Source organism: Lachnoclostridium sp. An138 (genome assembly GCF_002160765.1).
GTDB lineage: Bacteria > Bacillota > Clostridia > Lachnospirales > Lachnospiraceae > Laedolimicola > Laedolimicola faecalis.
Genome location: NZ_NFLF01000005.1, coordinates 126,189 through 148,057, shown reverse-complemented (window position 1 = coordinate 148,057; position 21,869 = coordinate 126,189). Strand labels below are relative to the sequence as shown.

The following is a 21,869-nucleotide window of genomic DNA, read 5'->3' as shown; positions in this document are numbered from 1 at the left end:
AGCTCTGCGTTTCTGTTCCGGCTTCCGGCACCGCCCGGTATGAAACATTTATATCTGCCATATATTTTTAATAAAGAGATAAGCGGCGGATGAACACAGCATGGAATTTTTGCGCAGAATCAGAAGCAGGCTGAAAATGGACAGCAGAGGCCTGGGAATCGGGATGGCGTTTGTAGTTCTTGCGGCAGCCTCCTATTTTTCAAGAGAGAGTTTCTGGGAGGAAGCCTGGACGGGAGCAAAGCGGGAGGATACAAGACTGATTATGATTGACGCGGGGCATGGCGGAAATGATCCCGGCAAGGTGGGAGTGGACGGCGTGCTGGAAAAGGATTTGAATCTTCAGCTTGCCAAAAAACTGAAAACACTTCTGGAGCAGCAGGATATGGAGGTTATGCTGGTCAGAGAGGAAGACCGGGGGCTGTATGATGAGAACGCTTCCAATAAAAAGGTGCAGGATATGAAAAGGCGCTGTGAACTGATCAATGAAGAGCAGCCGGTCTGCGTCGTCAGTATTCATCAGAACAGTTATCATGAGGAAAGCATTCATGGGGCTCAGGTCTTTTATTACAGTACGTCGCGGGAAAGTGAAAAGCTGGCAAAGGTTCTGCAGTCGGAGCTTGTCCGCGTGGCTGAGCCGGAAAATACCAGGCAGGCCAAGGCAAATGACACCTACTACCTGCTGAAAAAGACGGAAGCTCCGGTTGTTATCGTAGAGTGCGGGTTTTTAAGCAACTGGGCAGACTGCGCGAAGCTTCAGGATGAGAACTATCAGGATAAACTGGTCTGGGCGATTCACATGGGAATTCTGAAATATATGAACAGCGTATAGTTCTCTTCCCTTCAGACGCCGCTTCTGCGGCCGGATTTCATTGCCATTCTCCAGAAAAAATGATATAATCTCTAAAAGAAAAACAGTCCGGTACGCTTCATGACTGAACTGTTGGGAAAATACTTCATAGGAGGAGAAACGCATGATAGCATTGGGGTGTGATCACGGCGGCTATGATCTGATGCAGGCTGTGATCGCGTATCTGGATCGTGAGGGAATTGCCTATAAAAACCTGGGCTGTGAGAATAATCATGATTCCGTGGATTATCCGGATTACGGAAGAAAGGTTGTCAAGGCCATTTTGAGCGGAGAGTGTGAGAAAGGGATCGTGATCTGCGGAACGGGAATCGGAATTTCCATTACCTGCAACCGGTATAAGGGAATCCGCGCGGCGCTCTGCAGCGACTGCTTCAGCGCGGAAGCTACCAGAGAGCATAATGACGCAAACATTCTGGCTATGGGCGGCCGTGTCGTGGGTCCGGGGCTGGCAGTAAAGATTGTGGATACTTTCCTGCACACAGAATTTTCGGGCGACGAGCGGCATAAGAGAAGAATCAGCAAAATTGAAGATTGCTAGAGAGGGGACAAAAGAAATGTCAAAGGTAGTAGTAATGGAGCATCCGCTGATTCAGCACAAGATCGGGGTGATTCGGCGCAAGGAGACGGGTTCAAAGGATTTTCGGGCAATGATAGGCGAGATAGCCAGCTTGATTACCTACGAAGCCACAAAGGATCTGAAGCTTCAGGATGTGGAGATTGAGACGCCTATCTGCAAAACTACAGTGAAAGAGCTGGCCGGAAAGAAAATGGCAATCGTTCCGATTCTCCGGGCGGGTCTCGGAATGGTGGACGGCATGCTTGCCATGATACCGTCAGCCAAGGTCGGCCATATCGGCCTGTACCGGAACGAGGAGACGCTGGAGCCGGTGGAGTATTACTGCAAGCTTCCGGCAGACTGCAGTGAAAGGGATGTGTTCGTGGTAGACCCCATGCTTGCCACAGGAGGTTCTGCAGTGGCGGCCATTCAGATGCTGAAGGAGCGCGGGGTTAAGAATATCCGCCTGCTCTGCATCATCGGAGCGCCGGAGGGCGTGAAGAAAATGCAGGAGGTTCATCCTGATGTGGATATCTATATCGGCGCGCTGGACGACCACCTGAACGAGCACGGCTATATTGTTCCCGGACTGGGAGACGCGGGAGACCGTATCTTCGGAACAAAATAAAGAGGTGTCCCACAGGAGGAAAGGGAGAGATTCATGGGAGAGAAAAGACAGGATTATATCAGCTGGGACGAGTATTTTATGGGAGTAGCCATGCTGTCCGGAATGCGTTCCAAGGACCCGAACACTCAGGTGGGAGCCTGCATCGTCAGCCAGGACAATAAGATACTGTCCATGGGGTATAACGGATTCCCCAAAGGCTGTGACGACGATGAATTTCCCTGGGCGAGAACCGGCGAAAGCAATGAGACCAAATATCCCTTTGTGACTCACGCGGAGCTGAACGCCATTCTGAATTACCGGGGAGGCAGCCTGGAAGGCGCCAAGATCTACGTGGCTCTCTTCCCCTGCAACGAGTGCGCCAAGGCGATCATTCAGGCGGGACTGAAGACGGTGGTCTACGCTTCCGATAAGTATGCGGATACGGCGGCCACACTGGCGTCCAAGCGGATGTTCCGGGCGGCCGGCGTGGAGCTGGTTCCCTATCTGCACACGGGCAGGAAGATTGAGCTTGAGGTATAGGTGGATTTTACTGATTGACGGTGTGCGAGCCCTGCATGTGGACAAAGCAGAAATAATCATATGGTAAAAAGATAACGCGGAGCACTTTAAGACAAGACGGTCTTAAAGTGCTCCGCGTCTGTATGTGGGAACTGAGTTGGAGTATTGATGAAAACCATGTCGGATACCTATTCTAACAAGCTGGGCGAAGCGATTGAAAGCTATGCGGAAGAGGCGTATCCGGACTGCGATCTCTATCTGATGGATGGACAGGCTGATGTGGCAAAACAGATTTCTCAGGCGGAAGATCTGATAGCCAAGCAGGTCGATGTGATTATTCTGAATCCGCAGGATGCGGACGGTTCCGCACAGGTACTGGATCTTGCGGCAGACGCCAATATTCCGGTTATTGAGATTAATACGGAAACCACGCGTACAGATTATGTATCCTACATTGGTTCTGACGATACGCAGGCAGGCGAAATTATGGGTAATTTTGTAATGGAGCAGCTGGGAGAAGAGGGCGGTCAGTACGCAATCCTGGAAGGCGAGATGGGACAGAGCTCTCAGCTTCTCAGATATGAAGGGCTTGAGAATACGATTCTTGCAGACGATACTTATGAGTGTGTAGCGACGCTTTCTGCAAACAGGTCCAGAGATGAGGCTATGTCCACTACAGAAGACTGGCTGGGGAAATATCCGGAACTGAAAGCGATTATCTGTGAAAACGATGATATGGCCATGGGTGCCCTTCAGGCTGCAGAATCACAGAACAGAGACCTGATCATTATCGGAACAGATGCCATTCCTGATGCGCTCCAGGCAGTAAAAGATGGCAGACTTTCCGGCACAGTGCTTCAGGACGCAAACTCACAGGCAAGTACAGCAGTAGATACTGCCGTAAAAGTAGCATCTGGTGAAGAAGTGGAAGAAAGGTACGATATTTCTTTCCAGCTTATTACTATTGACAATGTAGATCAGTACATTGAGGAGTGAGAATAATCATGGCAAGAATACTGGAAGACGGAATATTTCCGGGATACGATAAAAATATGTCGCTGGAAGGGAAAGTTGCCATCATAACCGGCGCTGCGGGCTCTATTGCCCGCAGCACAGCGGAGCTCTTTGCGGGAAGAGACCATGATGATCTGGCGGAAAAATTATCAACATGGCATCTCAGGCCGGTATTGTGGGACTTCCGCGGCATGCTCTGTACGGAGCGGCTAAAGCGGGAGTTATTAACATTACGAAAACGCTGGCAAACGAATGGGGACGCTATCATATTAACGTAAATGCAGTTTCTCCCACGGTGGTTCTGACACCACTGGCAGTAAAATGCTGGGGCGGGGAACGCGGACAGGAATTTTTGAAATCTGTTCCGGCAGCTTTTTTGGAGGAAATTTTGTAACAGTTCTGTCCAGGTCTGCGCACATGCTGCGCAGACCGTGAGGACATGATTCACGAAATTTTTCTTTTCTTTTTCAGGAGCCCTTGACAGGCAGGCTTTGTTTCCTGTACTATAAAAATAGATTACTTAGAAATTAATTATTTTGAAGTTAATTATATCTTACAGTAAGGAGATACACATGTTTGTAGGCAGAGAAAAGGAACTGGAAGAATTGAACCGGCTGTATAAACAGGACAGATTTCAGCTTTTCATATTATATGGGCGGAGGCGAGTGGGAAAGACTACGCTGCTGAATGAATTTTGCAGGAGCAGAGACAGCATATTTTATGCAGCGGAGCAGACCAATGATAAGATGAATCTGGAAAAGTTTTCTGCAGAGGTGTTCCGGTTTTACGGGGAGGAGCATGTGAGCGGGTTTTCAAACTGGGAAAAGGCATTCCTGTATATAAATGAGAGGCAGAGAGACAGGCAGCTGGTGGTTGTTCTGGACGAGTTTCCCTATCTTGCGGACAGCAATCCTGCCCTGATGTCTGTGCTGCAGCATTTGATTGACCACCGGCTGAAGGATGGAAAGCTGTTTCTGATTCTGTGCGGCAGTTATATGGGATTTATGGAGAAAGAAGTGTTGAGCAGCAAAAGCCCGTTGTTTGGGAGGAGAACAGCTCAGCTTCATATGAAGCCCTTTCTGTATACGACGGGAATCCGCATGCTTCCGGGATTTTCCGGCGGAGAAAAACTGATGCTCTATTCCATTTACGGAGGTACGCCGCTGTATCTGCGGCAGATAGATAATGAAACCGGATTTGAGGATAATATCAGAAAAGATTTTCTGACGCCGACGGGTTATCTGTATGAGGAACCCATGCTTCTGATGAGGCAGGAGGTCCAGAAACCGGGTATGTACTGTGCAGTGATCGAAGCGATTGCGGGGGGCGCTGTCCGTTCAGCGGAAATCGCGGCCAGGACAGGAGAAGAAACAGCTAAATGTCTGAAATATATTTCTGTGCTCCGCGAGCTTGGAATTCTGTACAGGGAAGTTCCGTTCGGAGAAAAGGAAAACAGCAGAAAGGCTCAATACGGTATCTGCGATCCCATGTTCCGTTTTTGGTACCGCTATGTATCTCCCAATAAAACATTGCTGGAGACAGGAGCAGAAAGGCTTGTGTGGACGAAACGGATTGCGCCGGACCTCAGCCATTATATGGGAACTGCTTTTGAAATGATCTGCAGGGAGTACCTGCTGCTGAAAAACAGCAGAGGAGAGCTTCCGGTGCTTTTTACAAAAATTGGACGCTGGTGGGGAACTGACCCGGAGAAAAGAAAAGAGACGGAAATAGATCTCATCGCTGAAGACGGGGAAGATTATCTGATTTGCGAGTGTAAATGGAGAAACGAGTTGACAGACCGGCGCGTGTATGAAGAACTGAAGCAAAAGGCAGATGTTTTCAGAAAGAGACGGCATGATACATGGTATGTATTATTTTCAAAAAGTGGTTTTAGCAGCGGCCTCATACAGGAAGCGCGGAATGATCCGCGTCTGCTGCTGGTTACGCTGGAAGAACTTCTTGTTTTATCTGCCCCGCCCGATTATGAGGAAATGTAATTGCGCTTTTTTCCAAGGCAGTGTATGATATAACATATAGGAAACGGCAGACCTGCTGCCGGAACACTTAAAAAGTGAGGAGGAAACAGATATGTCATTTGTTACATCGGAAAAAATGCTTTTGGACGCACAGAAGGGCGGCTACGCGGTAGGCGCGTTTAATGTGGAGAATATGGAGATGGTGATGGCCGTAATCGCGGCGGCGGAAGAGCTCCGCGCTCCGCTGATGATGCAGACTACTCCGTCCACAATCAAATATGCGGGACTGGACATGTATCTGGCAAATGTAAAGGCGGCGGCTGAGAAGGCCAGCGTTCCGGTGTGTCTGCACCTGGACCACGGCGACAGCTTTGAGCTGGCCATGCGGGCGCTGCGCACAGGCTATACCTCCATCATGATTGACGGTTCCCACAATGTGTTTGAGGAAAATATCGCAGTGACCAAGGCGGTGGCAGATGCCTGCCGTCCCTCCGGAATTCCGGTAGAGGCGGAGCTTGGAAAAGTAGGCGGCAAGGAAGATGATCTAGACGGCGGAAACGGCGGCTACACTGATCCCATGGAGGCAAAGGAGTTTGTGGAGCGCACCGGCGTGAGCTCTCTGGCAGTGGCTATCGGAACAGCACACGGCGTATATAAGGGAGAACCGAAGCTGGATCTGGACCGTCTGGCGGAGATCCGGAAAGTGGTTTCCATTCCTCTGGTACTGCATGGAGCCAGCGGCCTTTCTGAAGAGGCTGTTGTGGAGAGCATTAAGCGGGGCATCTGCAAGGTGAATTTTGCCACAGAGCTTCGTATTGCTTACACGGACGGCGTGAAAGAATTCCTGGCGGCCAATCCGGACGCTTTCGATCCGAAGAAGTATGGAAAAGTGGCTATGGAAAAGGTAAAAGAGATCGTGAAGCTGCGTATGACCATGTGCGGCTGCGCCGGTAAAGTGTGAATCTGCTGACAGGCTCCTGACCGTTCGGCTGCGGGGCTCCTCCGGGGCCCCGCAGTCCGGAAAAGGGGAGAACAGGAACGGGAAAGCGTCATAAGGCCTTCCTTTAGGCGGTTCAGAAGGGGGAGATAAAAATGAAGGTGACACAGCTGGAGCAGCTGTACAGAGACGGGATGAGCAGACTGAAGGAGCAGAAGAAAAGGCAGGAGCAGGGCCGGCTGGAGCAGACGGTAAAACGGCTTTCACAGGAGCAGAAAGCCCTTTACGAAAAGAAGCTTCAGGATATGGAGCAGGCTCATGCAGAGGAACTGAAAAAAATAGAGACGGACAGGGAAAATGAGCTTCGTGACACGGAGGAAGCGCGGCGCAGAGAGCTGAGGCTTGTGCAGGAAGAGCTGGAGAGGATTACGGACCAGGCAGTTTCCCTGAGAAGACATGTAGAAGAACTGCTTGTGCAGAAAAAGGAGTAAAGAGAGCGTCAGAGGTTATGACAGAGAAGCAGACAGCAATACAGACAGCAGCGCGTACAGAAACACAGACACAAAAGCAGCCCAAGAAGACGGAGACAGGACGGAAGAGGACAGGACGCCAGCGGCAGCACCTGATTTTTATCGCCCTGTTTCTTATTCTTGAGCTTATTTTTATTTTCCGAAGCTTTTACGGTTTTAATACAGCGGATGAGATGTACTTCATCGGTACCTCGGAACGGATTTTCCGGGGAGAAAAGATCCTGATCGACGAGTGGAATCCGACTCAGCAGCTTTGTACCTTTCTTCTTCACCCGGTTTACTGCCTGATCCGGCTGGCGCTGGGCTCTACGGAAGGAATCGTGATGGCGAGCCGCTTCCTGTATCTGGCTTATTCCGCAGTGCTGACGCTGTTCTTTTATCTGCGGTTCCAGAGGCGGGGGTACGCGTCCTTCGGACCCGTATTTCTGTTCCTGATTTTCGCGCCCTTCAGTATCTGCGCCATGTCCTACAATTCCATAGAGTTCGGACTTCTGCCGGTGCTTCTGGCAGTGCTTTCTGCCAGAATGGAGCACTCTGTGCCGGAATATATTTTATGCGGAATTCTGATGGCGGCTATCGTGCTGGCGAACCCCTTTGCCATTCTGATGTACGCGGCCTATGGGGTTATCTGCCTGGCGGCGTCCATTCGCGGAAAGAGGCGGGGAACAGAGCCGGAAGGCGCGCTTCGGTTTAGCAGCTTTCTTTGGATGACTGCGGGGGCGGTCCTGATTCTTGTGCTGTTTCTGGCTTTTGTGTTTCAGAGGGGAACGCTTGCGGAGGTGCTTGCGAACGTGCCGCACATAGTGGGGGACTCTGAGCATCAGCAGGATTACTGGTACAAGACCTGGAGATATTTTGATCTCTGTTTTAAAAATTACAAATACATGTTCTGCGCCCTTGGCGTGATTTACGCGGCGACGCTGCTGGATAAAAAGCGCTTCCGGCATGGACTGGCTTATATGCTGCTGGCTTCTGCCGCTGTGCTGCCGTATCTGATCTATTACGGTTTTATCTTTGAACATATTACGGTGAACTATCAGATGCTTCCTCTGGCTTTCTGGTGCCTGGAGGCTTATCTGGTCACGGAGAAAAAGGACAGGCGGCTATTCTGCTGGTGGTATCTGCCAGCCATGGTTTTTACGCTGGTGGTGCAGTACGCGACCAATACGGGCATTGTGACGCTGAGTGTGGCTTATGGCATGTGCTCCTGGGTGGGCCTGATCTTTGTGGCGGACTGGCTGAAGGAGTGGAAGCAGAGAGCGGCCGGCGGACGCGCCGTGTCATGTCTTGCGGTAGTGTGTGTGGCGGTGATGATTGTGGCTCAGTTTGCCGGAACCTTTTTCCTGCGGATGACCTATGCCTGGGGAGACGAAAGAGTATGGGAGCTTTCCGAGCGGATGGAGAGGGGGCCTCTGAAAAACGTGTACACGACGCCGGAGATGGCAGACTGGTACGCGCAGGTGCTGGATGAACTGGACATGTTGAATCTGACAGAGGAAGATGAGATTATGGTAGTGGGCGTGGCGCCCTGGATTTACCTGTATGTGGACGCGGGCTGCGGAAACTATTCCACCTGGCAGGTTCATGAGAACAGCACCCAGCTGTATGACTACTATGCGCTGCATCCCGACAAGTTCCCCAACGTGATCTATATGGCCCACTGGGCAGAGGAGTTCCTGGCAAGCGGCCTGTCAAATCAGTTCCTGGATAAGGGCTATACGGTCGTCTACGAAGGAACAGGAACGGTGATGATGTCTCCGGAGCGGGCCGCCTGGCAGAATGGATAAAGAGATTTCAGAAAGGCAGTTTTGAGTTTGACTTTCTGATGCAGATATGATAAGCTTACCCCTAAGTGATAACACATGTGTCAAGACACATATATGGTCAATGATGGACCGGCGGAAAACCGGACGTGAAAGAGGGGGAAAGGTTATGGAAAAACTGAAGAAGCTTTGCAATCATATTCTGATCGACGGCCTGAGCGGTATGGCGCTCGGGCTGTTTGCCACATTGATAGTGGGTACGATCATTCAGCAGATCGGAACGCTTGTAGGGGGAAGAGCGGGAGATACGCTTTTTCTTTTTGGAAAACTGGCGGCGGCCCTGACAGGGGCGGGCATCGGAGTGGGAACGGCCTGCAAATTCAAAGCCAGTCCTCTCGTAGTGCTGTCAGCAGCCACGGCCGGTATGGCCGGAGCTTTCGCCAGCGGGATTCTGGCCGGCTCCGTGCTTTCGGATGGGGCAGTGGTCCTGTCTGGTCCGGGAGAGCCTCTGGGCGCCTTTATTGCCGCGCTCACAGGCATTGAGCTTGGGCGGCTGGTGTCCGGCCGGACCAAAATAGATATTCTGGTGACTCCGCTGACAGTGATTGTGTCCGGCTCCATTGCGGGCCTGATTTTCGGACCTCCCATCAGCAGCCTGATGACTGCCCTGGGCGGGCTGATCAACTGGGGAACCGTTCAGCAGCCTTTTCTGATGGGAATTGTGGTTTCCGTCTTGATGGGAATGATTCTGACGCTTCCCATCAGCTCGGCGGCCCTGGGCGTGATCCTGAATCTTTCCGGCCTGGCGGCGGGAGCCGCGACGGTGGGGTGCTGCTGCAATATGGTAGGCTTCGCGGCAGCCAGCTTCCGGGAAAACAGACTGGGCGGGCTGCTGGCCCAGGGCGTGGGAACGTCCATGCTTCAGGTGCCGAATATTGTGAGAAAGCCTCTGATCTGGCTCCCGGCCATCATTTCCAGCGCCGTTCTGGGACCGGTGGGAACCATGCTGCTTCATATGGAGAATAACGCGACCGGTTCCGGAATGGGAACCTCCGGGCTGGTAGGCCAGATTATGACCTGGCAGGTGATGGCCCCGGTGGACGGTCCCGCGCTGACGCTTGTCAAAATCCTTCTGATTCAGGTGATTCTGCCGGCGGCAGTGACGCTGGCTGTATCAGAATTCATGAGGAAAAAGGGCTGGATTCAGTATGGCGATATGAAGCTGGATCTGTAGGCGGATACAGGCGGGAGATAAGCTGTATTTAATTTAGAAAAAATTTAGATTTTTTATCATATTTTCCAAGCAGGACCTCTGGCTCTGTGATATAATAAAAATGTTGTCAGACGTGAATGAGACTGATATACCACAGAGCTGGAGACGATCATGAAACTTCGTTCAAAATTAATCATTACATTTCTGATTCTGATTCTTGTCCCGGTGTTGTTTACGACAGTGGCCTTTTTTGGCTTTGGGCAGTATCAGCTCAATTCCATTCGAAAACTGTATGGCGTGGAGAACGTCACTTATGAGACCCTTTCCAATACGCCTGCCATGATGAGCCGGATTACCAGAGAGACCTATGACGGAATGCAGCAGAAGGCAGAGACTGACCCGGACGCCTTTGAGGATACGGAATATCTGGATACGGTAAATCTGGATCTGGAGAAGAGATATTCATTTCTGGTGGTGCGTAAAGGAGACAGCTTCACCTATATAGGAAATGACGGGGACCAGACAGATCTTCTGGAAAGCCTGCCGGAATACGGAGCCCATGATGCGGATCAGGAGCAGGATATGGGAATCTATATTGGAGGAAATCTGCAGGCTCTTGTGAGGCAGCTGGATTTCCGGTATTCCGATCAGACGGAGGGCACGGCGTTCATCGTCACTTCCATAAGCGGCATGATTCCGGAGATGGAGTCTCTGGTGATGGATGTGATCATGGTCCTGGCGCTGATTCTGATTTTTACCAGTATGATTCTGACGGCATGGATTTATAAAAGCATCGTGACGCCCATCCATCATCTGCAGGTGGCGACCAAAAAGATTACCGATGGCAATCTGGATTTTGAGATGCCGGCCGGCGGAGAGGATGAGATCGGAGAGCTCTGCACAGATTTTGAGGATATGCGCCGCAGGCTGAAGGAAACCGCGGAAGAGAAGCTGGAGGCGGAGAAGCAGAATAAGGAGCTTATCAGCAACATTTCCCATGATTTGAAGACGCCTATCACCGCAGTCAAGGGATATGTGGAAGGGATTATGGACGGCGTGGCTGATACGCCGGAGAAGCAGGAAAAATATATCAGAACCATTTATAATAAAGCCAATGATATGGAACGGCTTATCAATGAGCTGACCTTTTATTCCAAGATCGATACGAACCGGATTCCATACAGATTTGACCGGATCAATGTAAACGAATATTTTGCGGACTGTGTGGAGGAGCTGTCCATCGAACTGGAGGAGCAGAACATTGAGCTGGCCTATTTCAATTATGTGGACGAGGACGTGCAGGTTATCGCGGATGCGGAACAGATCAAGCGCGTTATCAATAATATTGTGAGCAATTCCATCAAATACATCGATAAGCCCAAAGGCTATATCAATATCCGCGTGAAGGACGTGGGAGATTTTGTTCAGGTGGAGATAGAGGACAACGGAAAGGGAATTGCCACAAAGGATCTGCCGCTGATTTTCAACCGCTTCTACCGGACGGACGCCTCAAGGAATTCCTCCAAGGGAGGCAGCGGGATCGGCCTGTCCATCGTGAAGAAAATCATTGAAGACCACGGAGGCAAGGTCTGGGCGACAAGTAAGGAGAACACAGGGACAGTGATGTATTTTGTCCTCAGAAAATATCAGGAGGTACCGGTCACATGAGTAAGATACTGATCATAGAAGACGAAGAAGCCATCGCGGATCTGGAGAAGGATTATCTGGAGCTTTCGGGTTTTGAGGTGGAGATTGCCGCAGATGGGGAGACAGGACTGAAACGTGCGCTGGATGAGGATTTTCAGCTGGTGATTCTTGACCTGATGCTGCCGGGAGTGGATGGATTTGAGATCTGCCGCCAGGTACGGGAGAAGAAGAATACTCCGATTATCATGGTTTCCGCCAAAAAGGACGACATCGACAAGATCCGGGGACTGGGTCTGGGCGCAGACGATTACATGACAAAACCCTTCAGTCCAAGCGAGCTGGTGGCCCGTGTAAAAGCCCATCTGAACCGGTATCAGCGCCTGGTGAACAGCAATGCCAGAGAAAATACCGTGATTGAGATCCGGGGCCTGAAAATTGACAAGACAGCCCGCCGTGTCTGGGTGAACGGTGAGGAGAAAAATTTCACCTCCAGGGAATTCGATCTGCTGACCTTCCTTGCGGAAAATCCGAATCACGTATTTACCAAGGAGGAGCTGTTCCGGAAAATCTGGGATATGGATTCTGTGGGAGATATCGCGACAGTCACCGTACACATCAAGAAGATTCGGGAAAAGATAGAACAGAATTCCGCCAAGCCCCAGTATATCGAGACGATTTGGGGCGTAGGGTACCGGTTTAAAGTATAAACCGGACACAGTGCGTCATAGCGCAAAAGCCTCATTATTAATGAAGAAGAACGGCGCAGGTTTCTCTGCCATCAGCTGACAGAGAAACCCGTGCCGTTCTTTTATTCTTTTCGCGCAGTCTGCATGGATATTTGAGCAGAGGAGAATATCTGCATCTGCCGATTTCGGAACCTTAAGGGTGTTTATAAAACCCCGTTTTAATCCTGACCCTGCAGCTCACCATTCCGATATCTTCTGACCAGTGCCTGGATTCTGTCATAGGGGTCCAGCAGATCGCTGATGGACACGTCGTGGTTCAGCGTATCTACAAGAAGAGCGATGTATTTGCTCATATTGCAGCTTACATAATAAGGACGGCTTAAGAGATCCGGCGTCTGGTAGACCAGGTTGGTGGTCAGAAGCTTGGTGAAGAGGCCTTCTTCGTAAGCCTTATCGAATTTCTCCAGGCCGTTGGTAAAGAGGCCGAAGGTGCAGAAGATATAGATATTGCGGGCCTTGCGCTTCTTGAGCTCGCGGATGACTTCCAGCATGCTGTCGCCGGAGGAAATCATATCGTCCACCACGATCATATCCTTGCCTTCGATATCCGTACCCAGGAACTCGTGGGCCAGAATCGGGTTGCGTCCGTTGATAATGCGGGTATAGTCGCGGCGCTTGTAGAACATTCCCATGTCAAGGCCGAGAACATTGGCCAGGTATACAGCGCGGGACATGCCGCCCTCGTCCGGGCTGATGACCAGCATGTGCCTGCTGTCGATCTCCAGACCCGGCGTAGTCTCCAGAAGGCCCTTGATCAGCTGATAGGCCGGGGTGACAGTCTCAAATCCGTTCAGAGGAATCGCATTCTGCACTCTGGGATCATGGGCTTCAAAGGTGAGGATGTTTTCCACACCCATATTTACCAGCTCCTGCAGAGCCATGGCACAGTCCAGGGACTCCCGGGCGCTGCGCTTGTGCTGGCGGCTCTCGTACAGGTAGGGCATGATTACCGTGATACGGCGGGCCTTGCCGCCGATGGCGGCGATGACACGTTTCAGGTCCTGGAAATGATCATCGGGAGACATGCGGTTTGTGTAGTTGTAAAGCTTGTAGGTAAGGCTGTAGTTGCACACATCCACCATCAGATACAGATCGTTTCCGCGGACGGAATCGTCAATAGTACCTTTTCCTTCTCCGGAACCGAACCGGGGTGTGTGGGCCGGGATCAGATAGGAGTCTCGCTCATATCCTGTGAAGGCAATGCTGGACTTGTGCTCCAGATCGCTGCTGTGGCGCCATTTTACAAGATAGTCATTGACCTGGCGTCCAAGCTCTTCACAGCTTTTAAGAGGGATCAGTCCGAGAGAACCGACAGGGATAGTTTCCAGTACGCGCTGGCTGCGTTGCAGTAACATAACAGTATTCCTCCATGGTTTATGAATTGGTATTGGCAGGGGCTCATTAAGAGGCAGGGCGCCCAGGCTTAAGTTTCTTCTTGATTCGTATATCGCTTCCGGGCAGCTGACGGATAGTGTAGCAGCTGATAATCCGGGACAGAGCGCGCTCGGAATAGATATTCCGCAGGGCTTCCATGTCCAGGTTCGAAGAGATGAGAGTGGATTTCTTCCGCAGAATCCGTTCGTTGATACAGAGAAAGAACTGGGATACGGTGAACGAATTGGGAAGCTCTGTTCCCAGATCGTCTATAATCAGAAGGTCACAGTCAAAGATATAGGGATAGGTCTGCTGGTAGCTTCTGTTCTGCTTCTCTGATCCAAAGGCAGCTCTGGAAAGCAACTCAAACAGCTGAAAGGCCGTCAGATAGACTACGGAATGGCAGGTATCCATCAGTTCTTTTGCGATACAGTTGGAAAGAAAGGTCTTTCCGGTGCCGACAGCGCCCAGAAGCAGAAGATTCTGAAAGCTGCTGTCAAAGTTTTCGATGAACATGCGGGCGTCCATCACGCAGCGCCGCATGATTTCCCGATCTTCTCCCTCATACCAGGAGTAGGAAAAGGTATGGAAATTCTCTTTTTCCAGAATCTCCTTCAGATGAGACTGGTGGTAGAGAAGATCGATTTCAGCCTGCAGGAAGCAGTGGCATTTTTCTTCGCCGATATAGCCGGTATCCCGGCAGTCCGGACAGGTATAGACCGGCTCCAGATCGGAAAGTGACAGCCCATGCTCAGCCAGAAGTTCTGCCCGTCCCTCAAAAAGCTGAGTAAGACGTTCCTCCAGCTCAGCGCTCAGTTCCCGGTTCTGGGAGACGGCGGCGCGGACTTTTTCCGCCTGACAGGCTGTAATCTGTTCTTCCAGGGCGGAAAGCTCCGGAATCTCCCGATGAATGCGCTCCAGACGTTCCTCCAGCTCCTGGCGGGAACGGGCCTGCCTGCGGGCGTATCCGCGCATGATAGAATCATACTGTGTATTGATCAAAGGCATAAGCTGCTCCTTTGCTTACTGATTGATAAGCTGCTTCTGCAGTTTCTCAAAATCATAATCACGTTCCTTGAAATTGTGAAAGCGGTTCTGGGCCCCGGTCCTGCGGGAGGGCGCCTGCTCTTTTTCGCCGGCTGGCTGAGAAGACGTCTGGGCTGTCCTGGCTGCGGAGCGGCGGCTTTGGTCCAGAGCCTCCAGATCCGCAAGAGAAGCCACATGATTCTTTTTCCAGCCGGACAGGATCTTGTCCGCGTATTCAAAACCGGGCTGGTGGATAGTCGCCATGGTCCGGCTGCAGGCTTCGGTGATGAGCTCCAGGGAGAAACCATAGGACTTCAGCCACTTGTCCATATAAGAAATTTCCACGTCCACCGGGTTGCGGTTGGAGATGCCGAAGGCCTTCAGAATCTTGTAATAGGCGCGGTTGTATGTAGTGGTCTGCTGCCGTGCCTGAGAGACTGTCCGTATGCCGGCCTCATGCCAGCCCCGGGCGGTGCCTTCAATATAATGGATGCTTTTGTGTCCTCCTGACACACAGTATTCCACAAGATATTCGATGAGCTCCGCGCTGAACCCGAAAGAGTCGTGCAGATCCAGGATCTGAGCCACCTCTCTGGAGCTTAAGGTCTTGCCCAGATACTGCTCACAGATGAAAAGAAGCTGCTGGGCCTCCTGGGGAGACAGCAAATCGGTGGGGATTCGCCCGGAAGCGGAAGATTTTTCAGAGGTTCCCGCGTTTCCTGCATATGCCGTATTTCCGGCCGCTTTCGTATCTTTCGCATCTTTCGCATCTTTCGCATCTGCCGCGCCGCTCACGGCCTTTGCGGCCTTCTTGGCCTTTTCCGGCTCCGGCTGGTCCAGTCCCCGGGGTCCCGGACTGCCTTCGGAGGCTTCGTGCTCCAGTACGCGGACTCCGGTGAGATTGCTGGAAGCGTCGTATTCCAGTTTCAGGAGCTTCCTCTTTTCCCAGTACTTTAATGCGCGGCACACGTCGCTTTCTGTATGTTCAAATTTATCTGCGATGAGAGAAATGGACAGCTCCTGTGTGTCAGACTTCAGGCAGCGCAGCAGATAGAGATAAATCTTCACATATTCTCCATTGGCGCCGGGCATGTAATTGTCCAGAAAAAAATCGGGGACCAGCGTATGACCGCTGTCCGCATCCTTACGCAGAATAAAACCGTTCATGATTTCGCACCTTTCTATTCCCTTCCGGCAGACAGACGTATCTCTGCAACCTTAGGGTATCTGTATTGTAGCACACTTCCCGACAAAAAAAAACAGGCTTTTTTGCTGAAAGGCCACAGTTTCCGTGCCGGCACGACACATTTGCTTCCCTGTCTGAACCGGCTGTGAATGGTAACTGTGGAGACAGAAAATGTGGATAATGTGGATAACTTTGTGGAGAAATATTATCTGCAACCGGGAAAAGGACCGCACAGACCTGAAAACAGGCAAAAAAGAGGAAAAGAACAAAAAATAAGAGAAACTCTGGAAAATATTTATGTCAACAGGTTGTCCACAGAAAAATCCACATGCTTTTTGCGGATAAAAGGTGCATAAGCATGTGGATAATGTGGATAACTATTTGTTCAGCAGGTTTTCACCAATATTTATCACGTCTCCGGCGCCCATAGTTATACACAGGTCGCCGTGTATACATTTTTCCAGCAGAAAGGCTTCGATCTCTTCAAAGGAAGGAAAGTAGTGGACGTCTGTGCCCAGGGCCTTCAGTTCCTGCTCCAGATCACGGGAACTGATTCCCAGGGTGTCGGTCTCCCGGGCCGGATAGATGTCGGCCAGAACCACATGGTCCGCCAGAGAGAGCGCCGCTGCAAAATCCTTCAGAAAAGCTTTTGTGCGCGAATAGGTATGGGGCTGGAAGACGCACCAGATTTCCCGGTGCGGATAATGGGCAGCCGCATGCAGAGTCGCCCGGATTTCCGTGGGATGGTGGGCGTAATCGTCAATGATGGTGAATCCATTTACTTCGCCCTTGTACTGGAAACGCCGATCTGTTCCGGTAAAAGCGAGAAGGCCCTTTTCCACGGTCTCCTCCGGAACCTGAAGAGCGTCAGCCAGGGCCACAGAAGCCAGAGCATTCAGCACGTTATGCTCTCCCGGAACCCGGAGCCGGAAGGATGCGCTCTCTCCGTTCTTCCGGATCAGCCGGAAGGAAGGATGGCCGAACTCGTCGTAGGTGATATCAGAAGCATGGTAATCCGCGCTCTCCTGAGAACCAAAGGTCACGACGCGGCAGGCAAGCCCTTCTGTAATCTCCTCGTAATCGGGAATGCCGCTGTTGATAATCAGAATGCCCTGGGTGGGAAGGAGCTCCGCGAACCGCCGGAAAGAGCGGCGGATATCGTTCAGATCCTTAAAGAAATCCATGTGGTCTTCTTCTATATTTAAAATAATCCCGATGGTGGGGAAAAAATGAAGAAAGCTGTTCGTATATTCACAGGCTTCTGTCAGAAATACATCCGGACCGCCGACCCGGATATTTCCGCCGATGGAGGGCAGAATGCCGCCCACAGAGATAGTAGGGTCTGCGTCTTCTTCCATAAGAATAGAAGCAATCATAGAAGTGGTCGTGGTCTTTCCGTGGGTCCCGGCCACTGCGATGGAAGTCTTGTAGTTGCGCATAAGCTGCCCCAGAAGCTCGGCGCGGGAGAGCATGGGAAGCTTCCGCTTTTTTGCCTCGGCGTATTCCGGATTGTCCGGATGAATGGCCGCCGTGTATACCACCAGCTGACAGTCCTCCGGAATATTGGAGGCAGACTGGCCGATCTGAATCCTGGCGCCTAAGTTCTCCAGATGTTCAGTCAATGCGGAGGCGTGGCTGTCAGAGCCGGATACCGGGAAACCTTCCTTTATAAGAATCTCGGCCAGGCCGCTCATGCTGATGCCGCCGATGCCGATGAAATGGACGGGGATGGGATTATGAAAATGAAGCTGATACATATTATACACTTCCTGTTCGTCGATTTTTTTGTGCCGCATAAGAGAAGAATGTCCCATATGCTTCTGGCATATTCAGTATAGCATTAATATATGAAGATAGACAAGTCTCAGTTTGCGGAAGAGAAAAGCTGATACAGGCTTCAGTTTACGGAAAAGAAAAGCTGGTACAGGCTTCAGTTTACGGAAGCGGAAAACAGAATATCCGCTCCTTTTTGCTGTTATTTTCCGTCTCATATAGTAAGATAATACGTCTCAAAAGAAGAACCGCGTCAGAAATCTTATGAAATTGGGTACAATAAGGATTATTTCACAGAACTTTGGAAAGGAGCCAAAATGGATCAGAGAATCTTGAACGAACAGCGGATAGAAGAGTTCCGCGCCTATCTGCAGCAGGAAGAAAAAAGTGAAGCTACTATAGATAAATATATCCGGGACGCGCGGGCATTCTGTGCATTTAGCGGCGGGACCGGGGTAACAAAGGAGCTCGTGCGGAGCTGGAAACAGACCCTGACGGAAAAAGGGTATGCGGTGCGCTCCGTAAATTCCATGCTTGCCAGCCTGAACAGTCTGCTGGGCTTTCTGGGATGGGAAGACTGCAGGGTAAAGAGCCTGAAGACCCAGCGCCAGACCTACTCTCCCGAGGAAAAGGAACTGACCAGGGCGGAATATCTGCGGCTTTTGAAGGCTGCCAAAGACCGGCCTCAGCTTATGTACAAAAGTAGCCGGAATCTTGTACATACGCGACACTTTTTTTCTATATAGAAAATGGAAGAGTTATGTAAACTGTTTTGCAGAAAAATCCCGCCGTTTCATGCAGAAAATGGATACTGGGAGAGAATTTTTTCTATATGTCCAAACACTGGCTGCACCGCCCCCCTGGCACACTGACGCTAAAGTTGCACAAAAATGAAGCTTCATTTTTGGTAAGTATTTCGAAGCTTTTGCATTGACAGCCGGACAGGAGAATCTTATAATACAAATAGATTGAATGTATAAAAAAATGTATATTCGGAAAGGGGGAGGCAGATGAAGCTGGATGACAGGCAGGTTCTGTATCAGAAAAAAGGCGTTACCATCAGCAATGTGGCATCCAGCCTCCTTTCCAGAAATGCAGGAGACAGGATTCCTCCTATCTCTTATTATCAGGAAGAGTACGGAGTTTCCAGGGGGACGATTCAGAATGCGTTCCGGTATCTGAAAGAAGCCGGAGCTGTGGAGCTGGTGTCCCACGGACATATGGGTACCTACATCGAGAAGATTGATTATGTGAAGCTTCAGGACTGTACCCTGGCCAGAGAGCTGCTTGGAATTATGCCGCTTCCCTATTCCAGAACCTACGAAGGCTTTGCTACCGCTATTTATGAACAGCTGAAGGAATACCGGTTTAACATGGCCTATGCCAGGGGAGCGGTAGGAAGAATTCAGCTGGTGGAGTCAGGGACTTATCAGTTTGCGGTGTGTTCCCAGTATGCGGCTGAGAATGCCATTGAAGAGGGAAGAGAGATAGAGATTGCTTTGAATTTCGGTCCTGGCAGCTTCCTTTCCAGACATGTGCTGATTCTCGGAGAAAAGTTTTCTTCCGGTATTCAGGATGGTATGAGGGTGGCTTATGACAGAGATTCTCCGGATCAGAAAGGCATCACCGAGAATCTGATCCGCGGGAAAAAGGTATGGCTTGTGGATATCAGAGTGCAGCAGACTCTTTCCGCGATAGAGGACGGCGTCATCGATGCTGGAGTATGGAACTACGATGATATTATTGAGAACCCGTCAGAGGGCCGGTTCCATGTGGAATTTCTGGAAGATGATGAGTATAACAGCAGATTTTCCACAGCTGTAATAGTGATTCAGAAAGGAAACTCTTCGCTGGAGCAGTTTTTGAAGAAAAATATCCGGATAGAATATACACTGAAAGTTCTGGATAAGGTGAGAAAGCAGAAGATACGTCCGTTTTACTAGGACGCCTGCTTTTATGGGTGAATATACAAAATATTGTATATTAAAGGAAACCCATTTTGCTCAGGTTCCAATATTCTTTTATGCATCAATATACAAAAAAATATATATTCAGCGAAAGGAGGGAAATTTGTGAAGGAAATACTGTATGAAAGGATTGCGATACTGGAACAAAACGGAGTGATCAGTCCAAAAGCAGCCGCTTATTCCAGACATGTGACAGATCTGATTCTTGCTGCAGACGAAGACGTGTCTCAGGATAAGATGGAGATGTTTATCACGCATCTTGCGATGGCGGCCCAGAGGGCGGAAGAAGGCACCGAGGAAAATCCCATGGATGAAGCCTTATTGGAGAGCATCCGGGAAGAGCCGGCCTATGAAAAGGCAGTAGAGCTTCGAGACCGTATTCTGGCGGAGACGGATATTGCATTTCCGAAAACGGAGCAGGACTTTTTATCCGTTCATTTATGCAATCTTTTATCATAAGGAGGAGGAAATATGAAGATTGTGGTAGGAGGGCAGATCGACAAAGAAGATATTGCCGCGATTGTAAAAAAGGAGCTTGGAGATCAGGCAGAGGTGACTGTCAAGGGAGACCTGGACGCCACGATGGGCATGAAGGCCGGAACCTACGATTATTATGTGGGAGCCTGTAACACGGGCGGCGGCGGAGCTCTTGCCATGGCACTCGCGATTTTAGGCAAGGCCAAGTGCGCGACCTTGTCTATGCCGGGAAAAATCCGCAGTGATGAGGAGATAAGACAGGAAGTAAAAGACGGAAAAGTAGCTTTTGGATTCACGGCACAGCATAAAGAAGCGGTGCTCCCGGTACTTTTAAAAGCTTTGACTGACAAAGAAGGAGGATTGTTATGAGGTACGTTATCATTGCGCTGATAGGCGCTCTTGCATCGGTATTGTCAAATCAGGGTATCGCCGTATTCAATGACGGCTTCCGCCCCATTGTAGGCCAGTATTTCAATAAAGAAATTTCCAGAAAAGAGCTGGCAGCCATGAGCTTTGCCATCAGCTTTGGCCTGGTAATTGGATTTGGTATCCCCACATCTATAGCGGCAAGCATTATTTTGATTCACTGTCTGCTGCTTACAACAGATATTATCGGTTCCTTCTGTCCGGATACAAAGGTGGGCATGATTATTTCCGCGGCAGTCGGCGCTGTATATGGTCTGGCGCTCCTGGCAGGTCTGGAGTTCATCGTAAATCTGTTTGGAATGATGCCTTACAATTTCACCAGCGATCTGGGCGGCGTGTCCAACTATGTAACAGTAGCATTTGCGGTTTTCCCGGCGGTAGGCGTGGCATACCAGCATGGATTTAAGAAGGGTACCATCACAGCGGGAGTGACCGTTCTGGTATACTATCTGATTAAAAAATTCGGTGTATTCTCAATCGCGGGCAATACAGTGTCTCTGAACGCAGAAGGAATGGCTATGCTGGCAGGCATGGTTATGATGATTGTTTTTGCGGCTCAAATCAAGGGCGAGTCCAACAGCAACGAAGCGCTCACTCAGGGCTTCAGCGGTAATGTGTCGAGAATCCGTAAGAACTGGTTCCTGCTTGCCATCATGGGCGGACTTATCGCGGCTGGCACAAGCGTTTCCATCATTGCCGGCGATCCGGCTTCTCTGGCCCTTTTGGCGGAAGGTGAGTTTACAAACGCGGCTTTGACAGCTCTTGCACGCGCCATTGGCTTTATCCCGCTGGTATTTACAACCGCGATTGTAACAGGTGTGTATGGTACGGCCGGATGTACGTTTGTATTTGTGGTAGGTCTTCTGCTTCATGGAAATCCGATTCTCGCTTTTGTTGTGGGCGTGCTGGTAATGGTTGTGGAGATTCTGCTTATCAATCTGTTTGCAAAGGGAATGGATAAGTTCCCGGGAGTAAAAGATATGGGCGAATATGTGCGTACTTCCATGAACAAGGTGCTGGAAGTCGCTCTTCTGGCAGGCGGTATTGTAGCTGCAGAAACCATGTCAGCGGCAGCTTCCGGCTACACAGGTATTGGAGCGTTATTTGTAATTGGCGCTTTCCTGCTGAACAAGAAGGCGAAGAAGCCGATTGTAGACCTGGCGGTAGGTCCTGTAGCATGTATTATTTTTGGAATTCTGCTGAACGTTCTTCTGCTTATCAGACTGATTGCGGTGCCGGCAGCAGGTTAAATCACAGGTGATAC

General features: G+C 50.5%; 24 protein-coding genes. 20 read left to right on the top strand and 4 right to left on the bottom strand.

Annotated elements, in window-relative coordinates:
• Nucleotides 1-136: 136 nt before the first annotated feature.
• The 14 genes from B5E82_RS06225 (at nucleotide 137) to B5E82_RS06165 (ending at nucleotide 12,337) form a co-directional block, all read left to right on the top strand.
• Entirely contained in the window at nucleotides 137-829 is a 693-nt protein-coding gene (locus B5E82_RS06225; RefSeq protein WP_087306774.1) for an N-acetylmuramoyl-L-alanine amidase, read from the top strand.
• A 142-nt stretch (nucleotides 830-971) separates the two neighbouring features.
• On the top strand, nucleotides 972-1,406 hold the full coding sequence (gene rpiB / locus B5E82_RS06220) for a ribose 5-phosphate isomerase B (RefSeq protein WP_087306704.1): 435 nt from the start codon (nucleotides 972-974) through the stop codon (nucleotides 1,404-1,406).
• A 16-nt stretch (nucleotides 1,407-1,422) separates the two neighbouring features.
• Entirely contained in the window at nucleotides 1,423-2,052 is a 630-nt protein-coding gene (gene upp / locus B5E82_RS06215) for a uracil phosphoribosyltransferase (protein ID WP_087306703.1), read from the top strand.
• 33 nt (nucleotides 2,053-2,085) lie between these two features.
• A complete protein-coding gene (locus B5E82_RS06210; RefSeq protein WP_087306702.1) occupies nucleotides 2,086-2,571 on the top strand; it encodes a deoxycytidylate deaminase in 486 nt (161 codons plus the stop codon).
• A gap of 147 nt (nucleotides 2,572-2,718) precedes the next feature.
• Nucleotides 2,719-3,546, top strand: coding sequence for a substrate-binding domain-containing protein (locus B5E82_RS06205; RefSeq protein ID WP_087306701.1), 828 nt, complete (start codon nucleotides 2,719-2,721; stop codon nucleotides 3,544-3,546).
• 8 nt (nucleotides 3,547-3,554) lie between these two features.
• A complete protein-coding gene (locus B5E82_RS18450; RefSeq protein ID WP_242966258.1) occupies nucleotides 3,555-3,842 on the top strand; it encodes a hypothetical protein in 288 nt (95 codons plus the stop codon).
• A complete protein-coding gene (locus B5E82_RS18835) occupies nucleotides 3,740-3,958 on the top strand; it encodes an SDR family oxidoreductase (protein ID WP_242966256.1) in 219 nt (72 codons plus the stop codon). The genes B5E82_RS18450 and B5E82_RS18835 overlap by 103 nt, the downstream gene beginning before the upstream one ends.
• Nucleotides 3,959-4,136: 178 nt before the next feature.
• Nucleotides 4,137-5,561, top strand: a complete 1,425-nt coding sequence (locus B5E82_RS06195) for an ATP-binding protein (RefSeq protein WP_087306699.1) — start codon at nucleotides 4,137-4,139, stop codon at nucleotides 5,559-5,561.
• Nucleotides 5,562-5,652: 91 nt separating this feature from the next.
• A complete protein-coding gene (gene gatY / locus B5E82_RS06190) occupies nucleotides 5,653-6,501 on the top strand; it encodes a tagatose-bisphosphate aldolase subunit GatY (RefSeq protein WP_087306698.1) in 849 nt (282 codons plus the stop codon).
• Between the two features lie 131 nt (nucleotides 6,502-6,632).
• The gene (locus tag B5E82_RS06185; RefSeq protein WP_087306697.1) at nucleotides 6,633-6,968 is read left to right on the top strand and encodes a hypothetical protein; all 336 of its coding nucleotides are present in this window, start codon (nucleotides 6,633-6,635) and stop codon (nucleotides 6,966-6,968) included.
• A gap of 17 nt (nucleotides 6,969-6,985) precedes the next feature.
• Nucleotides 6,986-8,794, top strand: a complete 1,809-nt coding sequence (locus tag B5E82_RS06180) for a hypothetical protein (RefSeq protein ID WP_087306696.1) — start codon at nucleotides 6,986-6,988, stop codon at nucleotides 8,792-8,794.
• A gap of 145 nt (nucleotides 8,795-8,939) precedes the next feature.
• The gene (locus B5E82_RS06175) at nucleotides 8,940-10,004 is read left to right on the top strand and encodes a PTS transporter subunit IIC (protein ID WP_087306695.1); all 1,065 of its coding nucleotides are present in this window, start codon (nucleotides 8,940-8,942) and stop codon (nucleotides 10,002-10,004) included.
• A 150-nt stretch (nucleotides 10,005-10,154) separates the two neighbouring features.
• The gene (locus tag B5E82_RS06170; protein ID WP_087306694.1) at nucleotides 10,155-11,651 is read left to right on the top strand and encodes a sensor histidine kinase; all 1,497 of its coding nucleotides are present in this window, start codon (nucleotides 10,155-10,157) and stop codon (nucleotides 11,649-11,651) included.
• Entirely contained in the window at nucleotides 11,648-12,337 is a 690-nt protein-coding gene (locus B5E82_RS06165) for a response regulator transcription factor (RefSeq protein ID WP_087306693.1), read from the top strand. The genes B5E82_RS06170 and B5E82_RS06165 overlap by 4 nt, the downstream gene beginning before the upstream one ends.
• Before the next feature lie 197 nt (nucleotides 12,338-12,534).
• On the opposite strand, the gene B5E82_RS06160 is transcribed toward B5E82_RS06165, so the two are convergent.
• Genes B5E82_RS06160 through B5E82_RS06150 form a run of 3 tightly spaced genes read right to left on the bottom strand, consistent with a single transcriptional unit; the run spans nucleotide 12,535 to nucleotide 15,943 of the window.
• Nucleotides 12,535-13,731 (bottom strand): ribose-phosphate pyrophosphokinase, encoded by a 1,197-nt coding sequence (locus tag B5E82_RS06160; protein WP_087306692.1) that lies wholly within the window; start codon nucleotides 13,729-13,731, stop codon nucleotides 12,535-12,537.
• Between the two features lie 46 nt (nucleotides 13,732-13,777).
• The gene (locus B5E82_RS06155; protein WP_087306691.1) at nucleotides 13,778-14,758 is read right to left on the bottom strand and encodes an ATP-binding protein; all 981 of its coding nucleotides are present in this window, start codon (nucleotides 14,756-14,758) and stop codon (nucleotides 13,778-13,780) included.
• 15 nt (nucleotides 14,759-14,773) lie between these two features.
• On the bottom strand, nucleotides 14,774-15,943 hold the full coding sequence (locus B5E82_RS06150; RefSeq protein WP_087306690.1) for a DnaD domain protein: 1,170 nt from the start codon (nucleotides 15,941-15,943) through the stop codon (nucleotides 14,774-14,776).
• A gap of 192 nt (nucleotides 15,944-16,135) precedes the next feature.
• On the opposite strand from B5E82_RS06150, the gene B5E82_RS17855 reads away from it, so the two are divergent.
• Complete coding sequence (locus tag B5E82_RS17855) at nucleotides 16,136-16,318, top strand: hypothetical protein (RefSeq protein WP_140393096.1); 183 nt, start codon at nucleotides 16,136-16,138, stop codon at nucleotides 16,316-16,318.
• 21 nt (nucleotides 16,319-16,339) lie between these two features.
• Here B5E82_RS17855 and murC read toward each other — a convergent pair whose 3' ends face one another.
• Nucleotides 16,340-17,719, bottom strand: a complete 1,380-nt coding sequence (murC, locus tag B5E82_RS06145) for a UDP-N-acetylmuramate--L-alanine ligase (RefSeq protein WP_087306689.1) — start codon at nucleotides 17,717-17,719, stop codon at nucleotides 16,340-16,342.
• 333 nt (nucleotides 17,720-18,052) lie between these two features.
• On the opposite strand from murC, the gene B5E82_RS06140 reads away from it, so the two are divergent.
• The 5 genes from B5E82_RS06140 to B5E82_RS06120 all read left to right on the top strand — a co-directional run bounded on the left by B5E82_RS06140 (nucleotide 18,053) and on the right by B5E82_RS06120 (nucleotide 21,855).
• Nucleotides 18,053-18,481, top strand: coding sequence for a site-specific integrase (locus B5E82_RS06140; RefSeq protein ID WP_087306688.1), 429 nt, complete (start codon nucleotides 18,053-18,055; stop codon nucleotides 18,479-18,481).
• Nucleotides 18,482-18,745: 264 nt separating this feature from the next.
• Nucleotides 18,746-19,678 (top strand): GntR family transcriptional regulator YhfZ, encoded by a 933-nt coding sequence (yhfZ, locus tag B5E82_RS06135; RefSeq protein WP_087306687.1) that lies wholly within the window; start codon nucleotides 18,746-18,748, stop codon nucleotides 19,676-19,678.
• Nucleotides 19,679-19,807: 129 nt separating this feature from the next.
• A complete protein-coding gene (locus tag B5E82_RS06130) occupies nucleotides 19,808-20,161 on the top strand; it encodes a PRD domain-containing protein (RefSeq protein WP_087306686.1) in 354 nt (117 codons plus the stop codon).
• Between the two features lie 12 nt (nucleotides 20,162-20,173).
• Nucleotides 20,174-20,548, top strand: a complete 375-nt coding sequence (locus B5E82_RS06125; RefSeq protein ID WP_087306685.1) for a DUF2620 domain-containing protein — start codon at nucleotides 20,174-20,176, stop codon at nucleotides 20,546-20,548.
• Nucleotides 20,545-21,855, top strand: coding sequence for a YhfT family protein (locus B5E82_RS06120; protein WP_087306684.1), 1,311 nt, complete (start codon nucleotides 20,545-20,547; stop codon nucleotides 21,853-21,855). Before B5E82_RS06125 ends, B5E82_RS06120 begins: the two co-directional genes overlap by 4 nt.
• Nucleotides 21,856-21,869 lie beyond the last annotated feature (14 nt).

Bases quoted from the DNA above. Each gene is read 5' to 3' on its own strand.
- B5E82_RS06225 (WP_087306774.1), top strand. From the start codon at position 137: ATGGACAGCAGAGGCCTGGGAATCGGGATGGCGTTTGTAGTTCTTGCG.
- rpiB (WP_087306704.1), top strand. From the start codon at position 972: ATGATAGCATTGGGGTGTGATCACGGCGGCTATGATCTGATGCAGGCT.
- upp (WP_087306703.1), top strand. From the start codon at position 1,423: ATGTCAAAGGTAGTAGTAATGGAGCATCCGCTGATTCAGCACAAGATC.
- B5E82_RS06210 (WP_087306702.1), top strand. From the start codon at position 2,086: ATGGGAGAGAAAAGACAGGATTATATCAGCTGGGACGAGTATTTTATG.
- B5E82_RS06205 (WP_087306701.1), top strand. From the start codon at position 2,719: ATGAAAACCATGTCGGATACCTATTCTAACAAGCTGGGCGAAGCGATT.
- B5E82_RS18450 (WP_242966258.1), top strand. From the start codon at position 3,555: ATGGCAAGAATACTGGAAGACGGAATATTTCCGGGATACGATAAAAAT.
- B5E82_RS06195 (WP_087306699.1), top strand. From the start codon at position 4,137: ATGTTTGTAGGCAGAGAAAAGGAACTGGAAGAATTGAACCGGCTGTAT.
- gatY (WP_087306698.1), top strand. From the start codon at position 5,653: ATGTCATTTGTTACATCGGAAAAAATGCTTTTGGACGCACAGAAGGGC.
- B5E82_RS06185 (WP_087306697.1), top strand. From the start codon at position 6,633: ATGAAGGTGACACAGCTGGAGCAGCTGTACAGAGACGGGATGAGCAGA.
- B5E82_RS06180 (WP_087306696.1), top strand. From the start codon at position 6,986: ATGACAGAGAAGCAGACAGCAATACAGACAGCAGCGCGTACAGAAACA.
- B5E82_RS06175 (WP_087306695.1), top strand. From the start codon at position 8,940: ATGGAAAAACTGAAGAAGCTTTGCAATCATATTCTGATCGACGGCCTG.
- B5E82_RS06170 (WP_087306694.1), top strand. From the start codon at position 10,155: ATGAAACTTCGTTCAAAATTAATCATTACATTTCTGATTCTGATTCTT.
- B5E82_RS06165 (WP_087306693.1), top strand. From the start codon at position 11,648: ATGAGTAAGATACTGATCATAGAAGACGAAGAAGCCATCGCGGATCTG.
- B5E82_RS06160 (WP_087306692.1), bottom strand. From the start codon at position 13,731: ATGTTACTGCAACGCAGCCAGCGCGTACTGGAAACTATCCCTGTCGGT.
- B5E82_RS06155 (WP_087306691.1), bottom strand. From the start codon at position 14,758: ATGCCTTTGATCAATACACAGTATGATTCTATCATGCGCGGATACGCC.
- B5E82_RS06150 (WP_087306690.1), bottom strand. From the start codon at position 15,943: ATGAACGGTTTTATTCTGCGTAAGGATGCGGACAGCGGTCATACGCTG.
- murC (WP_087306689.1), bottom strand. From the start codon at position 17,719: ATGTATCAGCTTCATTTTCATAATCCCATCCCCGTCCATTTCATCGGC.
- B5E82_RS06140 (WP_087306688.1), top strand. From the start codon at position 18,053: ATGGATCAGAGAATCTTGAACGAACAGCGGATAGAAGAGTTCCGCGCC.
- yhfZ (WP_087306687.1), top strand. From the start codon at position 18,746: ATGAAGCTGGATGACAGGCAGGTTCTGTATCAGAAAAAAGGCGTTACC.
- B5E82_RS06125 (WP_087306685.1), top strand. From the start codon at position 20,174: ATGAAGATTGTGGTAGGAGGGCAGATCGACAAAGAAGATATTGCCGCG.
- B5E82_RS06120 (WP_087306684.1), top strand. From the start codon at position 20,545: ATGAGGTACGTTATCATTGCGCTGATAGGCGCTCTTGCATCGGTATTG.